This is a genomic window from Gymnodinialimonas phycosphaerae (genome assembly GCF_019195455.1).
Classification (GTDB): Bacteria; Pseudomonadota; Alphaproteobacteria; order Rhodobacterales; family Rhodobacteraceae; genus Gymnodinialimonas; species Gymnodinialimonas phycosphaerae.
In genome coordinates this window covers 1,180,257-1,195,327 of sequence record NZ_JAIMBW010000001.1, presented here as the reverse complement: position 1 = coordinate 1,195,327, position 15,071 = coordinate 1,180,257, and the positions used below count along the sequence as shown (strand labels likewise).

Genomic DNA, 15,071 nt, shown 5'->3' with positions numbered 1-15,071 from the left:
TAACCGCAAATCATGCAGATTGATGAGCCGCATCTGGAGCTGCGCCTGGCTAGGACCCCGGCGGAAATCCGCGCCGCGCAGCGCTTGCGTTACCGGGTCTTCATCGAAGAATTGGGCGGCACCGGGCCGATGGTTGACCATGACGCGGGTCTGGAGATGGACCGATTCGACCCCTATTTCGACCATCTGATCCTGCTGGACCGGCGCCGGTCCGAGGGTGATCAGGTCGTCGGCGTCTATCGCGTGATGCGCGAGGATGGCGCGGCGCGGGCGGGCTCTTTCTACTCCGAGGACGAATATGACCTCGGCGTCCTGCGCGCCTCGAACCGCCCGCTGTTGGAGTTGGGGCGGTCCTGCGTGCATCCCGATTATCGCGGCGGCACCGCGATGATGCATCTGTGGAGTGGCCTTGCCGACTACATCGCCGAGCACGGGATCGAGGTGATGTTTGGCGTTGCCAGCTTCCACGGGCTGGACCCCGCGCCGCTGGCGGGTCAGCTGTCGCTGCTCCATCACCGCCATCTGGCCCCCGAGGACATCCGCCCCAAGGCCCGCGCCGAGGGGAGCCTTGCGATGGACATGATTGCACAGGGCGCGCTGGATCGCCCCGCCGCGATCCGCGCCATGCCCGCCCTGATCAAGGCCTATCTGCGCTTGGGCGGGTTCGTGGGCGAGGGGGCCTACATCGACCGTCCCTTCAACTGCATCGATGTCTGCCTCGTGATGGATGTGGCGCGCATGTCCGAGGGGCATCGGGCCATCTACCAAAGGGATCGCACCCGTGGCTGACACCTGGCATGGCCCCCCCGAGCCCGCGCGCCGCGCCCTTGGGCTTGCCGAATGGCTCCGCATCCTTCGCCGGGGGCTGCCTTTGGTCGCGACCCTGCTGATCTGCTTTCCGCTGCTGTTGCTTCTGCGCCTGCCCGAGCGTTGGATCTGGGGCCTGAAGCGCCCGGTGACACCCTACCTGACGCAACTGGTCTGCAGGGTCGGTTGCCGGTGCCTCGGGCTGACGCGCGCCGTCACGGGCAAGCCGATGAAGACGCCGGGCGCCTTTGTCGCCAATCACGTCAGTTGGCTGGACATCTTTGTGCTGAATGCGGGCAAGCGGATGTATTTCGTCGCCAAATCCGAGGTCGCGGGCTGGGGCGGCATTGGCTGGCTTGCGCGCGCCACCGGCACGGTGTTCATCCGCCGCAACCGGGCCGAGGCGGCGGCGCAGACAAAGCTTTTTGAAGATCGCCTGATCGCGGGACACCAGTTGCTGTTTTTCCCCGAGGGGACATCGACGGACGGCCATCAGGTCTTGCCCTTCAAGACGACGCTGTTCGAGGCTTTCTTTGCAAAGCGCCTGCGCGACCGGCTTCATGTGCAGCCGATCACGATCAGCTATACCGCGCCTGCGGGGGCCGACCCGCGCCACTACGGGTGGTGGGGCGATATGGATTTTGGGCCGAGCCTGCTGCAAATCCTTGCGACGCCGGGAAAAGGCCATGTCCGCGTGGCCTATCACGCGCCTTTGTCGGTGGCCGAGGCACCCAACCGAAAGGCCCTCGCCCGGGCCGCCGAAGAGGCCGTGCGGGGCGGTCTTCAAGCCGACGGCGCGGCTTAGCGCAGCGGCGCTGTCAGGGCCATCAGGGCGGCAAGGGGATCGTCGGCGCGCCAGATTTCGGGCCCGATCGCGAAGAAATCCGTGACCGGGGCGAACGCCTCCACCAGCGATGCGTCCAGCGCGCCTTCGGCCACGACGGGGACCTCGATCATCTGCGACCACCAGGCAAACAGATCGCGTTCGGCCCGGCTTCCATCGCCCAATCCGCTTTCGCCCAAAGGGCCGAAACTGACGTAGTCGGCCCCGGCTTCGCCTGCGGACATCCCCTCATGGCGCGACGCGGCGCAATAGGTGCCGATGATGGCATCCGCGCCCAAGGTCTTGCGGGTGTCGCGCACGGAACGCGCGCCGTCGGTCAAATGCACCCCGTCGAGGCCCAACCGCTCCACCAACTGGATATGGCGGTCGATCACCAGTGGCACGTCGCGGGCATGGGTGACCTCGCGGCAATGATCCGCGGCGCGCGCCAGGGTATCTTCGTCGTCGGCGGCAAGGGCAAGGCGGACGCAGGCGATCTCCACGGCATCCAGAACGGCCGCCAGGTGGGGTGCGAAGACCTCCGGCTCGAACACCGTGGGGGTGATGAGGTAGAGTTGCGGAGTTTCGGGGGTGTCTAAGTCTTCCATGGGGCGTCCTGAGGTGAGGCGAAGGCTTGGCGCTGATACCGCCCCTTGAGGCCCAAGGCAATCGGGCGCCCTTGTCTGCCCGGCATCTTGCGCCACACCCGCCCCCTCGCTATGGGCAGGCCATGTCAGAGATCACGCCTTCCCCCACCGCCCGCCCGGGGCAACCCGCCTTCGTTCTGGTCCGCCCCCAGATGGGGGAAAACATCGGTGCGGCGGCGCGCGCGATGTGGAACTTCGGCCTCGACCGGATGCGCGTCGTGGCCCCGCGCGATGGCTGGCCCAATGAACGCGCCGTGGCACTGGCCAGCGGCGCCGGGCGGCTTCTGGACGACGCGGGCCTCTTCGAAGACCTGCCCGCCGCCCTGCATGATTGCACCTATGTCTTTGCCACGACCGCCCGCGACCGGGGCCTGACAAAGCCCGTCGTCACGCCCGAGCGCGCGATGGAACAGGCCCGCGAAATCATCGCCGCTGGTGGCAAGGTGGGCGTCCTGTTCGGCCCCGAACGCGCGGGGCTGGAAAACGCGGACATCGCGCCTGCCAACGCGATCATTTCGGTCGATGTGAACCCGGCGTTTCCGTCGCTCAACCTCGCGCAATGCGTGCTGCTGTGCGCCTACGAGTGGCAACGACAGGGATCGAGCGTGCCCGCAGAGGTCATGGCTCTGGCCAAGACGGACTTCGCCAGTACGCTGGAGGTCGAGAAGCTTGGCGCCCATTATGAAGAGCGGCTGGAGGAGGCCGGTTTCTTCTGGCCGCCCGCCAAGGCCGAAAGCATGAAGCTGACCCTTCGCAACCTGTGGGGTCGGTTGAATTTGACGCGCGCCGACGTCCAGACGTTGCACGGGGTGATGCGGCAGATGGTGAGATGGGCCGAGGGGCGGCGCAAGGATCTTTGAGGGCATGCGTTGCGGTGCGGGCGGAACGAGGGCGCTGCCCCCAGCGAGGTTTTTCCAAGGAAAACATCGCCTCTCCCCGGAGGTGTAGGGGCAAGATGAAGCAGTGCGGTACGGCGACGGTCTACGAGGCGTCCGGGCGTGGTGTCGCGGGTGCTTGAAGGAGGCCGGGGGCCGCGATAGGTCAGGGGCCAAGACGTAAAGAGGGACGCGCCATGGCTGGACAACGCAATATTTTTGAGGATGTGAATGCGGCCCAGAAGCCTGCGGCTACGCCGGGCGGTGTCAGCCGCGACCGGGGCCGGGGCCGCACGCGGGTGCGGGTCTTCATCATGATCCTCTTTGTCATGGTCGTTGTGCAGATCGCCATCGGTGGGCTGACACGCCTGACCGACTCGGGCCTGTCGATCACCGAATGGGCGCCGATCACCGGCGCGATCCCACCGCTTGATCAGGCGACGTGGGAGGCCGAGTTGGAAGCCTATCGCGCCACCACCGAATACCAGGAACAAAACCGCGGCATGAGCCTTGAGGAATTCAAGGTGATCTACTGGTGGGAATGGGGCCATCGCCAATGGGCGCGGCTTATCGGGGTGGTTTGGGCCATCGGGTTCGTGGGTCTTCTCGCCACGAAATCCGTGCCTGTGGGCTGGACCGGGCGCCTTGTGCTGCTGGGGGCCCTGGGCGGGCTGCAAGGGCTTGCAGGCTGGTGGATGGTTGCTTCCGGCATGGCGCCGGGGATGTTTGATGTGGCCTCTTACCGCCTTGCCGTGCATCTGGGCCTGGCGTTCCTGATCCTGGGGCTGATGGCCTGGTACATCATGCTGCTTGGCCGGGCCGAGGCCGAGTTGATGACCGCACGACGCGATGGGGACCGCAAATTGGCGGGTATGGCGACGGGTCTCATGCACCTGACCGCGCTGCAAATCCTGATCGGCGCGCTGGTGGCGGGCATCGACGCGGGCCGCAATTACATCGACTGGCCCCTGATGGCCGGCGCCTTCACACCGCCGGGCATGTGGGCGATCGAGCCGTGGTACCGCAACCTCTTCGAGAACGACGGCACGGTGCAATTCTTCCACAGGATCACCGGATATGTGCTGTTTCTCTTCGGCATCGGCGCGTGGATCGTGGCGCGCCGCTCGGCCCGTTCGGCTACGAAACGAGCATTTGACTGGGTATTGGTAATGATGTTCGGCCAGATCGTGCTTGGCATCGTGACCGTCATGCATTCTTCACCGTGGTACCTGGCGATCACCCATCAGTTCGGCGCGGTCGTGTTGATCACGCTGATCCTGCGGGCGCGCTTCCTGTCGCGCTACCCATTGCCCCAATCCGTGAGAGGAGCCGCCTGATGGCCGCCTTGGACGATCTGCTGAGCTTCAACCACACGACCGAGGCCCTCGGCCAGGTCATGGGCCGTTTGGGGTGGGATCAGGAAACCATGATGCCGCCGGGCGCCGCCGAGCAGCGGGGTGCGGAAATCGCAGCCCTTGAAGGCGTACTGCACGCGCGACGCACCGACCCTCGGGTCGGCGAATGGCTCGCGGCGGCCGAGGCCAGGACGGACGTGGACCGCGCGCAGCTGCGCGAGATCGCCCGCGCCCATGCCCGGGCCGTCAAGGTGCCGGCGGAACTGGCGGCGGAACTGGCGCGCCTGACCTCGCTGAGCCAAGGCCTTTGGGCCAAGGCGCGGGCAAATCAGGACGTGGCGGCGTTTCTGCCGACGCTCAAACACGTCGTGGCCCTGAAACGCGAAGAGGCGGCGGCGATTGCGGAGGGTGGCGACCTCTATGATGCGATGATCGCCGATTACGAGCCCGGCACCACCGCCGCCGAGATCGGCGCCCTGTTCGACCGGATGCGCCCGCGCCTTGTCGCGTTGCGCGACAGGTTGGCGGGCGCGCAGATGCCCCCGTCCTTGGCGGGCCACTTTCCCAAGCCGCTGCAACTGAAGCTGAGCCATGAGATCGCGGCGACCTTCGGCTATGACTTCGACCACGGGCGGCTTGATCTGGCGGTGCATCCGTTCAGTTCCGGCTCGGGTGCCGATGTGCGCATCACCACGCGCGTGGACGAGGCGGAACCCCTGGGGTGCCTCTATTCCACGATCCACGAGGTCGGCCACGCCACCTACGAGCAGAACATCGCGCCAGAGTTTCGCCTGACAGCCTTTGGGCAGGGGGTCTCGATGGGAGTCCATGAAAGCCAGAGCCGGATCTACGAGAATCAGCTGGCACGCTCCGCCCCGTTCACGCGGTACTTGCACGGGCGCATGGTCGAACACTTCGGGCCGCTCACAGCCCACGCCGAGGATTTCGCCCGCGTCATCAACCGCGTCCAGACGGGTTATATCCGCACCGAGGCCGACGAGGTGCATTACAACCTCCACATCATGCTGCGTTTCGACCTGGAGCGGCAGCTGTTCGGCGGGCAACTGGAGGTCGAGGACCTTGAAGAGGCCTGGAACACACGGTTCGCCGCGGATTTCGGGATGGCCGTCGACAAGCCGTCCAACGGCCTGTTGCAGGACGTGCATTGGCCCGTGGGGTTGTTCGGCTACTTCCCGACCTATGCCTTGGGGAACGTCTACGCGGGGTGCCTCGATGCGGCGCTGCGGCGCGATGTGCCGGATCTTGACGTGGCGCTGGAGGTCGGTGATCCGGCGCCCGCGCTGGCGTGGCTGCGCGAAAACCTGCAACGCCACGGCGGGCTGCGTACGCCGCGCGAAACGATCGAGCACGCGAGTGGCATCGAGATTTCCGAGGCACCGTTGCTGGACTACCTGGATGCGAAATACGGCGGTCTGTTCGGGGTGTAGGTCCCTTCGGGAGCCAGCCCCTCCTTGGCTCCGCGCTCTGGAAGAGCGCTGAGCCGCCTCGCAGCTGCCCCGTCTTGAAGCTGCGACGAGCGCAAGCGAGGAGGGGGCGAAAGCGTCTAGGACGTGGCCCAATCGGGCTTGCGCTTTTCAAGGAACGCCGTGATGCCCTCGTTGGTTTGTGCGTTCAGCATGTTCTCGACCATCACGTCGCCGGTCAGGGCATAGGCGTCGGCGAGGGTCAGGTCCGCCTGGGCATAGAACGCCTGTTTGCCGACTTTCACTGCGGACGAGAGTTTGGCGGCGATGGTTTCGGCCAATTCCTGAGTCGTGGCGTCCAGCGCGTCAGGGGCGGCGATGCGGTTGATCAGGCCCACCTCGCGGGCGCGGGCGGCGTCCAGGAACTCGCCTGTCGTGAGCATCTCGAACACCTGTTTGCGTGGCATGACGCGGCTGAGCGCAACCATCGGCGTGGAACAGAACAAGCCGATGTTGACCCCGTTCACTCCGAAGCGCGCATCGTCGGTCGCCACCGCCAGATCGCAGGAGGCGACCAGCTGGCATCCCGCCGCCGCCGCTAGCCCGTGGACCTGCGCGATCACCGGTTGTGGCAATCGGGGAAGCGTCTGCATCAGGTGCGAGCAGCGATCGAAAAGGTCTTTCCACGCCGCGGCACCACGATCCTCGGCTTGTCGGGCGGCCTGCATCTGCTTCAGGTCATGGCCCGCGCAGAACACACGGCCCGCGCCTTTCAGAACGATGACCTTTTGGGAGGTGTCCTTGGACAGTGTATCGAGGGCCTTTTGCAGGGCCGCCAACATCTCATCGGAGAGCGCGTTGAGATTGCCCGGCGAATTCAGCGTCAGATGCGTGATCGCATCGCGATCCTCGCGGATCACCAGTGGATCGGTCATGGCGGGCCTCCCTTGCGCCGTCGGTGCATTTTGGAAAAGGTAGCGACGAAATGGCGGAGGGAAAAGCGGAATGAACGTAGCGATGCAGGTTGATGAGATTGCGGCCTACCTGGACGAGGTTTTCCCGCAGGTGCGCGGGGATTTCGTGATCGAGGCGGTGGCGGATCGTGCTGTGCGCGTCCGCATGCCCGTGGCCGAGCGGCACCTGCGCCCGGGCGGCACCGTATCGGGGCCCGCGATGTTCGCACTGGCCGATGTCTCGGTCTATATCGCGGTGCTTGCGATGAAGGGGCGGGAGGCTTTGGCGGTGACGACGGGCGGATCTTTTGATTTCATGCGCAAGCCGGTGGCCGGGGTGGATCTGATCTGCGAGTGCCGGTTGTTGAAGATCGGCCGGGTGTTGGCGGTGGGGGACTGCCTGATCTACTCGGACGGAATGGAGGAGCCGGTGGCGCGGGCGTCGATGACCTATTCGATGCCGCCGAAGTGAGTCTTCTATTGCGCTCCGAAGGGAGCGCGCTGGGGCTCTGCCCCAGCCCCCGGGATATTTCTGGAACGGGGAATGTATCAGGCGGGAAGGTGTCCGCGGTGGAGTTCGGTGACTTGGATGTCTTCGGTCTCGAAGGCGGCTTTCAGGACGGGCAGTGCGGCGTGGGGATCGGTGTCGCCGCACATGAAGATATCGAACGCTGCATAGTTGATCTCGGGCCAGGTGTGGCAGGAGATATGGGACTCGGCCAGGATCGCCATGGCGGTGACGCCCTGAGGCGAGAAGCGGTGGGAGTGGATGTGCAGGAGCGTGGCGCCGGTGGCCTCGGTCGCGTCGCGGAGGGCCTGTTCGATGAGGAGTTGGTCATCGAGGTGGCGGGCGTTGTGGAGGTCGATGATCAGGTGGGTGCCGGCATAGGTTTGCTCGCCTTTGTGGGTGAGGTGGGTAGTGTTTGGGTTGGTGTTTGGTGTGATGGCCATGGGAGAGGGGATATTGTGGTGGGAGGGGTGGGTACAAGGGCGTATTCCTCGGTGCTGACTTGTGGTCTCGCAGTGGCGCTTCAGGGCCTCCAAAAATCAAGTCGAGTGAGATCGTTTGCCAAGCGATTTTCAGCAGATAGGCTGCTGAATTGCGCATCGTCCAACATACCGCGCTCCATTGCCTCCAACTATGAAAGCACGGAGGGGACGCGGCCAAGGGTTGCATCTTCCCGTGTCACGTCCAGAGTTACCTCGACCAAACGCACATCTTCCCCAAACGTTGCGGCCAGTTTATCTGCATCGACGGCCTCCACACTCGCGGGAACGGCGATGTCGGCGAAAGTCACAAGCCTTGGCCGCAAGCCTCCGGTCAACTCAACCGCCCCCGTCACATTTGGGATCAATCGCGCCCATTGCCCACGGTCGCTGCGCCGAATGCCGCCGAACAAATCTGGACGCGCGTGGTAGATCAATTCGCCAGGCGCACCGATGAGCGCAAAAAGCCACTGTCCTGGCAGAACCTCCACCGCAACCGCTTCGCCGCGATAGTTGAAAGACCCGATACTATCCCGCGCCAACCCGCAGCCGTCTGGACAATAAGTAGCGTTGACCTCGATAACTGAAGACCCGGTCACGATCCCGTCCGGCGTCTCGACCATGACGGTCATGCGCTGGTTCCACGAATAGCGCTCCGGTCCGCAGCCGAAGAGGCTGGCGATTGTGAAGATGGTGAGGGCGGTCAGGCGGATCATGGGGACTTGATGGCTTGGGCTTTTGGCGAGAGTTCGGCGGTGAGGGTCAAATCGCGTTGAAATTTATGGGGTAAAATAGAACCCCATATGTAAGTCATTGTTTTTGCTTGCTACACGCCAATTCACACCCCTTGACGTGGCGGTGCAACCCGTTAGAAGACGCTCATGTTCGGGGGGCAGGTGCCCTCTTTCGTTTTTCTGGGGCAAAGCGGCCATTCCGGCCGCCAAGCTCACCCGTAAGGAAATACCCGATGAAAACCTTCTCTGCCACGCCGGCGGATATCGACAAGAAATGGATCATCATTGACGCCGAAGGCGTTGTGTTGGGCCGTCTTGCGTCGGTGATCGCCATGCGTCTTCGCGGCAAGCACAAGCCGTCCTTCACGCCGTCCATGGACATGGGCGACAACGTTATCGTCATCAACGCCGAAAAGGTGCAGGTGACGGGTAACAAGCGCGACAAGCCGAACTACTGGCACACCGGCTATCCGGGCGGCATCAAATCCCGCACGACCGGTCAGATCCTTGAGGGCAAGTACCCCGAGCGCGTGCTGATGCAAGCCGTCAAGCGCATGCTGCCCGGCGGCAAGCTGTCGCGTCAACAGATGACCAACCTTCGCATCTATGCCGGTGCCGAGCATCCCCACGAGGCGCAGGATCCGATCGTTGTCGACGTTGCTTCCATGAACTCCAAGAACACACGGGGGGCTAAATAATGGCCGAGACCCTTTCCTCCCTCGATGAGCTGCGCGGCTCCGTCGAAGGCGTTGAAGCGGCAGCTCCTGTCGTGGAAACCATCACCCGTGAGCCCCAGCGCGATGCGCTTGGACGCTCCTACGCCACCGGCAAGCGGAAGGACGCGGTCGCCCGTGTCTGGATCAAGCCCGGTTCCGGCAAGATCACCGTCAACGGCAAGGACATGCCCGTCTACTTCGCGCGTCCCGTGTTGCAGATGATGCTGCGTCAGCCCTTCACCGTCGCTGGTGTGGATGGCGAGTTCGACGTCATGGCAACCGTTAAAGGTGGTGGCCTTTCCGGTCAGGCCGGTGCGGTCCGTCACGGTGTCTCCAAGGCATTGCAGCTTTATGAGCCCTCGCTTCGCGGTGCCCTGAAAGCGGCAGGCTTCCTGACCCGCGACAGCCGTGTGGTTGAACGTAAGAAGTTTGGTAAGGCGAAAGCCCGTAAGAGCTTCCAGTTCTCCAAGCGCTGATCCCTGGATCACGACAAATTGCACGCAGGCCGCCCTCAAACGGGGCGGCCTGTCTCATTTGCGTTCACGTTTATTGCTGGATGGATTCCAAGTATTCGGCGAGTGCCAGCACCCGGCCGCGAATGGCCAGTTCCGCGCCATAGGGGCCGGCGGACTCGCCGAGTTCGGACGAAAAGCGATCTCCCCAAACTGGCATCGGGTATCCGTGACCTCGAATGCCGGTGCGCCCATCAATGAACATGATAATATCAAGCAGCGGACCGTCGCCAGTTCCGCTAGCGCCATGGCAACTTGCGCATGCCTGCATATACTGGTCCTGACCGGCGGTCATGGTCTGTTGCGCAGCCACGGGCAACGCGAAGAGGGCTGCCAGTGAAATTGCGCCTGCCAAGGTTGGTGCGAAATCCATAACGTTCTCCTTCAGTTTTCTGCATCGAGAGCCGCGCCCTCTCACCAACGGGCCGACCTTCGCTACCCGTCAGTCTGGAGGCTTCGGGACGCGTTGAAGCGATATGGGTCAAATATTCCGCAGGGATGGGCGGCAGGGACGCAGTCACATCCGGGGTTTGGCGGTGCGGATGTATGCTGCGCCGGGCGGGCCATAGTGGTGCCAAGACGAAAAAAGCCCCCGGCGTCTCCGCTGGGGGCCTTTCAAATTGGGTTGGATTGCAGTCAGGCGACAGACTGCCCGCGACGCCGCCGCAAAGCGCCCAGGGCCGCAAGACCGCCAATCAGGAACAATGCGCCTGCCGGAAGCGGAATGGGGGCAAGAACCGCCGTGCTCGCCAAGCGGAGCGTGAAGTTGCTGCCTTGGAAATTGTCGGCAAGCGAGATCCCGAAGTTGAGGTTGAGGTTGGCAAGATCCTCGATGTTCAACTCGTAGTCGAGCGGAACGCCTAGTGCGGCTTCAACCTCGGCACGGGTCGCGAAGAAGAGCGGATTGTTGAGAATGCTTTCCGCCTCGCCGTTAACGTCGACGTTGCGCAGAACCTCCCATAATCCGGTCTCCTCGTTGAAGTAGGCCATCACTAGGGCATCGGTGTTGGGATCGCCGTCGTCGTCCCACAGCAGACCCTGGGGCGCCATTTCCCGGGACAGCCAGTTTCCGAAAAGGTCGTCGTAGGCACCGTACATCCCGAAGGTCGACAGAATATCCTCGGTGATGTCCAAATCAAAGCCAGCGCGCTCATCATCGAAGAAGCCATCCAGCGTGAAGTTGTTGGTCGGTGCATCCCCGAAAAGCCCGAACGGATATTGGGTGAAGGCCGTCAGGTCGTTCGGGCCAAGCTCCAGGTTCTGGGCGAAACTCAGACCATCATCTGCACCGGAGCCGACGAAATCGTCACCAACACCGTAGCCAAGCTCGACCACGAAGGAATCGAGCATTTGCGTGGTAAGGTTCACGGCGCGCCCGAACACCTGGTAGATGTTTTCTCCGGCGGGAAGATTGTTGACATCGAAAACGAGATCAACGGCCCCGGTATCCGTGAGTTGCAGCTTGAAACGGTTGCCCGTCTGGAAGCCAGTCGCACATTCAAGAGCCGCACTGGCGCGGATGCAGCCGTCGAAAGTGCCCTGTCCGGTCGTGTACTGTTGCGTGATCCCGATCAGGCCGGGTGAGTTGGCTTCCGGCGCCTCGTAGTACACTTGCCCATTGGTCTCTGCCGTATCAGGCAAGCCCTGATAAACAACGCTGACAGCGGCCAAATCACCTTCGGGGGTGGGTACTGATGGGCCTACGACCACGTTGTCCGTGTTCCAGGTCAAGCCAACGGTACTGGCAACGCTGGCAACCGGCGTGGCTACCATCGCTGTGGTTAATAATAACGGAACTAAATGTGTTTTCTTCATCTTGACCCTCTTTTTGAACGATGTTCACATTATCTTGACCACAAATACATTCGAATATTCATATGTCACGTGTCACTTTTCAGATCTGCACTGCGTCGGAGTTGATCCATGTCAATTCGGGACGCAAAAAGGGCCGAAATTCAGAACAAGAGGTTAACAATCCACCGTGGCGTCGGGCTATTGTTTCCTTGAAGCGATGCGGGAGAGGGCATCGACGCCCTTGTGGTCCGCGCAAGGCCACATCTGGCAGAATCACTTGCCTCAATCGGATGTGAGGGCCGTTCATCGATCAGGGGCGCACGCCGTCAGGGTGATCAACACCGCTTGCTGCGAAGAAATTTACGACGCCGCAGGTGCGATCCCGTCTTGTGATCGCCGTCACAAGCGGCAATCGTATCCGCGCAACAGGGTGGAGCGGCGATGGCACGCGGCATGTCAAAAGAGGCGCGGCAGGGGCTGATCACGGTCAGCCCGGCGCTGATCTATGCGCTGCTGCTTCTGGCGGTGCCGCTTCTGACGATCGTGATGTTCAGCTTCTGGACCCAGAATTTCCTGACCATCGACCGCACCTTTACGCTAGAAAACTACCGCGAGGCGCTGACGGACCCGCTTTACCGGGCGCTGATGTTGCGGTCCTTGCGGATCGCGGCCTCGGTCACGGCGGTAACGGTCGTGCTGGCCTTCCCGATTGCCTATTTCATCAGCTTTCACGTGCGGCCTGAGAAGAAGGCGCTGTGGCTGTTCTTGATCACGATCCCCTTCTGGACCAGCTACCTGATCCGAATTTTCCTGTGGCGCGTGATCCTGGCCTATGACGGACCGATCAACGGCACGCTCATCGGGCTTGGCTTCATCGAAGAGCCGCTGTCGTTCATCCTCTACAATGCCAATGCCGTTGTCATCACACTGGCCCATGCCTTCGCGCCCTTTGCGATCCTGCCGATCTTCGTGAGCCTGGAGAAGATCGACCGCAGCCTGCTGGAGGCCGCAAAGGACCTGGGCGAGGCCACCGCCATGACGTTTCTGCGTGTGACCCTGCCCCTGGCCATGCCGGGGGTTCTGGCCGCCGTTCTGATCGTCTCGATCCCGACGGTAGGCGACTACGTGACGCCGCGCCTTGTGGGCGGGTCGGGCGGCACGATGATCGCCAACATGATCTACGTGCAGATCTTCGACCTGTCGAACCGGCCCATGGGGGCGACCTTGGCGGTGTTTGCCATGGCCTGGGTCACGATCACGCTGGCGTGGGGGATCTTGCACATCCGCTTTTGGGTGCATTTGAACGACCGTGTTGGCGGAGGCCTTGCCGGCCTTGGGCTGGCGGGGTCTGCGGCAGTCGTTGATATCGGCATCCTGTGGTGGGTGCTGAAAAACGGCGACGCCTATTTCGGGCCCGCGGGTACATTGGGGGTCATGGCGCTGATCATGGCGGGCGGAGCGATCGCCATCGCGGTATTCCTGCCGAAGGGGAGGTGGGGGATATGAGGTTTTCCGCCCTTGGCACTTTCGCTGTCGTCTACCTGGTTTTCCTTTACGCGCCGATCATCCTGCTGCCGATTTTCGCCTTCAATGACGGCACGATCATCGCCTTTCCGTTGCGGGGCTTCACGACGGACTGGTTCACGCAACTGGCCACGATCCCGGCGCTCCATGAGGCGACAATAAATTCGTTGATCATCGCGGTGTCGGTCGCGGTTCTGGCGACCTGTCTGGGCCTGTTCGCTGCGCGGGCCGCCACGCGGTACGACTTCCCGGTCAAGGCGGGCATCATGGGGTTCATCATGTTGCCGCTGGTCCTGCCCGAGGTGATCGTGGCGATATCCCTGCTGGTGGTGTTGATGCAACTGGGCCTTGATACGTCGATCTACACGATCATCCTGGGCCACACGCTTTTGTGCATGCCGTTCGCCATCGCGATCCTTCAGGGCAGTTTCGCAGGCCTCGACGTATCGCTGGAAGAGGCCGCCGTTGATCTGGGCGAGACGCGCGCGGGTGCCTTCCGCCTTGTCATCCTGCCGCTGGTGACGCCGGGGATCATCGCCTCGTTGCTGATCTGTTTCATCATTAGCTTGGATGAATTCATCATCGCCTTCTTCCTGTCGGGCAATGAGCCGACGTTGCCGGTGTACCTTTGGGGGCAGTTGCGGTTCCCGGCGCGGCTGCCGGTTGTCATGGCGCTTGGCACCATTCTTGTGGCGCTTTCGATCTGTCTGTTGATCGTGGCCGACATCTTCCGCCGCCGTGGCCTGCGCCGCGCCGGACAATCCGACGCCGGAGGCTTCCTATGACTGCGCCGCTGATCACCTTGCGTGACGTGAACAAGTACTATGGCGACTACCACGCCCTGCGCGGCATCAGTGCCGAGATCGGGGCGGGCGAGTTCTTCTCGCTGCTGGGGCCGTCTGGCTGTGGCAAGACCACGCTTCTGCGCGCCATCGCCGGATTTGAAGAGATTTCATCGGGCGTCATCACGCTGTCGGGCGGGGATATGGCGGGGGTACCGCCCAATGAGCGACCGACCAACATGGTGTTCCAAAGCTATGCGATATTTCCCCACCTCACGGTGGCGCAGAACGTCGGTTTTGGCCTGCGCCGCGCGGCCATGAGTGCCGCCGAAAAGACGCGCGCCATTGGCGAAGCGTTGGACATGGTGGGGCTGGGGCAATACGGAAGCCGCGCGGCCCATGCGCTGTCAGGCGGGCAACGCCAGCGGGTGGCGCTAGCGCGGGCGTTGATCCTGAAGCCCAAGGTGCTGCTGCTGGATGAGCCGCTGTCGGCACTGGATCGCAAGAAGCGCGAAGAGATGCAGGTAGAGCTGATCAAGCTGCAACGCGATGTGGGCATCACCTTCATTCTGGTTACCCATGATCAGGAAGAGGCGTTGGTGATGTCGGACCGCATCGCGGTCATGTTCGAGGGCGAGATCGCGCAACTCGATGATCCAGAGGTGCTCTACCGCCGTCCCAATAGCCGCCGGGTGGCGGATTTCATCGGGGTGATGAACTTCCTGCCGGGCCGGGTGCAGGAGGGATCGGTGGAGGTGGCGGGCCTTGGAACGGCGCCGCTGGAGACCGGGCAGATGCCCGGCGGGGCTGTGTCGGGCGACTGCGAGGTCGGGTTGCGACCCGAGACGCTCTCGATCCTGTTTGAAGGCGAGACGACGCGCGCCCGTGAGACCGAGGGCGTGATCGATGAGGTCGTCTATTATGGCGACATGACTTATTATGATGTCCGCCTCGATGGGTCTGCCGCGCCTGTGCGCATTTCCATGCGCAACGTGGTGGGGCGCGAGGTGCTGGCCGTGGGCGCGCGCACCCGTGTCGCTTGGGATCCGCGCGCGATGGTGGTGTTCGGTGCCTGAGCCACGGCAGGCGGCGGGGCCTGTGGCGGGCTGTGGGATTGAGTTGTATTTGGCAAGATGAA

General features: G+C 63.0%; 16 protein-coding genes and 1 pseudogene. 11 read left to right on the top strand and 6 right to left on the bottom strand.

Translation table 11 applies throughout. The annotated features are described in order from the left end of the window. The first annotated feature begins 12 nt into the window (after positions 1 to 12). Together olsB and olsA are read left to right on the top strand one after the other, a co-directional pair. On the top strand, positions 13 to 789 hold the full coding sequence (olsB, locus tag KUL25_RS05895) for an L-ornithine N(alpha)-acyltransferase (protein WP_257892091.1): 777 nt from the start codon (positions 13 to 15) through the stop codon (positions 787 to 789). After that, positions 782 to 1,612, top strand: coding sequence for a lyso-ornithine lipid O-acyltransferase (gene olsA / locus KUL25_RS05890; RefSeq protein ID WP_257892090.1), 831 nt, complete (start codon positions 782 to 784; stop codon positions 1,610 to 1,612). Before olsB ends, olsA begins: the two co-directional genes overlap by 8 nt. On the opposite strand, the gene KUL25_RS05885 is transcribed toward olsA, so the two are convergent. Continuing rightward, positions 1,609 to 2,238 carry a thiamine phosphate synthase gene (locus KUL25_RS05885; RefSeq protein ID WP_257892089.1) on the bottom strand — a complete coding sequence of 210 codons (630 nt, stop codon included), beginning with the start codon at positions 2,236 to 2,238 and terminating at the stop codon, positions 1,609 to 1,611. The genes olsA and KUL25_RS05885 overlap by 4 nt on opposite strands. Before the next feature lie 122 nt (positions 2,239 to 2,360). On the opposite strand from KUL25_RS05885, the gene KUL25_RS05880 reads away from it, so the two are divergent. The 3 genes from KUL25_RS05880 (at position 2,361) to KUL25_RS05870 (ending at position 5,955) form a co-directional block, all read left to right on the top strand. After that, positions 2,361 to 3,137: an RNA methyltransferase gene (locus KUL25_RS05880; protein ID WP_257892088.1), complete on the top strand. Its 777-nt coding sequence runs from the start codon at positions 2,361 to 2,363 to the stop codon at positions 3,135 to 3,137. A 212-nt stretch (positions 3,138 to 3,349) separates the two neighbouring features. After that, positions 3,350 to 4,489, top strand: coding sequence for a heme A synthase (gene ctaA / locus KUL25_RS05875; RefSeq protein WP_257892087.1), 1,140 nt, complete (start codon positions 3,350 to 3,352; stop codon positions 4,487 to 4,489). Beyond that, entirely contained in the window at positions 4,489 to 5,955 is a 1,467-nt protein-coding gene (locus KUL25_RS05870; RefSeq protein ID WP_257892086.1) for a carboxypeptidase M32, read from the top strand. Before ctaA ends, KUL25_RS05870 begins: the two co-directional genes overlap by 1 nt. Before the next feature lie 116 nt (positions 5,956 to 6,071). Here KUL25_RS05870 and KUL25_RS05865 read toward each other — a convergent pair whose 3' ends face one another. Beyond that, on the bottom strand, positions 6,072 to 6,866 hold the full coding sequence (locus KUL25_RS05865; protein ID WP_257892085.1) for an enoyl-CoA hydratase: 795 nt from the start codon (positions 6,864 to 6,866) through the stop codon (positions 6,072 to 6,074). A 70-nt stretch (positions 6,867 to 6,936) separates the two neighbouring features. Between KUL25_RS05865 and KUL25_RS05860 the strand changes: the two genes are divergently transcribed. Continuing rightward, the gene (locus KUL25_RS05860) at positions 6,937 to 7,356 is read left to right on the top strand and encodes a PaaI family thioesterase (RefSeq protein ID WP_257892084.1); all 420 of its coding nucleotides are present in this window, start codon (positions 6,937 to 6,939) and stop codon (positions 7,354 to 7,356) included. Between the two features lie 77 nt (positions 7,357 to 7,433). Here the strand turns inward: KUL25_RS05860 and speD are convergent, their stop codons facing one another. Then, positions 7,434 to 7,835, bottom strand: a complete 402-nt coding sequence (gene speD, locus KUL25_RS05855) for an adenosylmethionine decarboxylase (protein WP_257892083.1) — start codon at positions 7,833 to 7,835, stop codon at positions 7,434 to 7,436. A 188-nt stretch (positions 7,836 to 8,023) separates the two neighbouring features. Further along, positions 8,024 to 8,587, bottom strand: a complete 564-nt coding sequence (locus tag KUL25_RS05850; RefSeq protein ID WP_257892082.1) for a hypothetical protein — start codon at positions 8,585 to 8,587, stop codon at positions 8,024 to 8,026. Between the two features lie 251 nt (positions 8,588 to 8,838). Here KUL25_RS05850 and rplM point away from each other — a divergent pair, with 251 nt between their 5' ends. Then, positions 8,839 to 9,303, top strand: coding sequence for a 50S ribosomal protein L13 (gene rplM, locus KUL25_RS05845; RefSeq protein WP_068360404.1), 465 nt, complete (start codon positions 8,839 to 8,841; stop codon positions 9,301 to 9,303). Beyond that, on the top strand, positions 9,303 to 9,797 hold the full coding sequence (gene rpsI, locus KUL25_RS05840) for a 30S ribosomal protein S9 (protein WP_068360402.1): 495 nt from the start codon (positions 9,303 to 9,305) through the stop codon (positions 9,795 to 9,797). Before rplM ends, rpsI begins: the two co-directional genes overlap by 1 nt. Positions 9,798 to 9,867: 70 nt before the next feature. Here rpsI and KUL25_RS05835 read toward each other — a convergent pair whose 3' ends face one another. After that, positions 9,868 to 10,206, bottom strand: coding sequence for a c-type cytochrome (locus KUL25_RS05835; protein WP_257892081.1), 339 nt, complete (start codon positions 10,204 to 10,206; stop codon positions 9,868 to 9,870). Positions 10,207 to 10,469: 263 nt separating this feature from the next. Beyond that, positions 10,470 to 11,564 (bottom strand): VPLPA-CTERM sorting domain-containing protein, encoded by a 1,095-nt coding sequence (locus KUL25_RS05830; protein WP_257892080.1) that lies wholly within the window; start codon positions 11,562 to 11,564, stop codon positions 10,470 to 10,472. A 504-nt stretch (positions 11,565 to 12,068) separates the two neighbouring features. Between KUL25_RS05830 and KUL25_RS05825 the strand changes: the two are divergent. From KUL25_RS05825 to KUL25_RS05815, 3 genes and pseudogenes are all read left to right on the top strand, one after another. Continuing rightward, positions 12,069 to 12,917, top strand: a pseudogene (locus KUL25_RS05825) (ABC transporter permease); the annotation flags it as partial. 212 nt (positions 12,918 to 13,129) lie between these two features. Beyond that, positions 13,130 to 13,936 carry an ABC transporter permease gene (locus tag KUL25_RS05820; RefSeq protein WP_257892079.1) on the top strand — a complete coding sequence of 269 codons (807 nt, stop codon included), beginning with the start codon at positions 13,130 to 13,132 and terminating at the stop codon, positions 13,934 to 13,936. Beyond that, positions 13,933 to 15,009, top strand: coding sequence for an ABC transporter ATP-binding protein (locus KUL25_RS05815; RefSeq protein ID WP_257892078.1), 1,077 nt, complete (start codon positions 13,933 to 13,935; stop codon positions 15,007 to 15,009). Before KUL25_RS05820 ends, KUL25_RS05815 begins: the two co-directional genes overlap by 4 nt. Positions 15,010 to 15,071 lie beyond the last annotated feature (62 nt).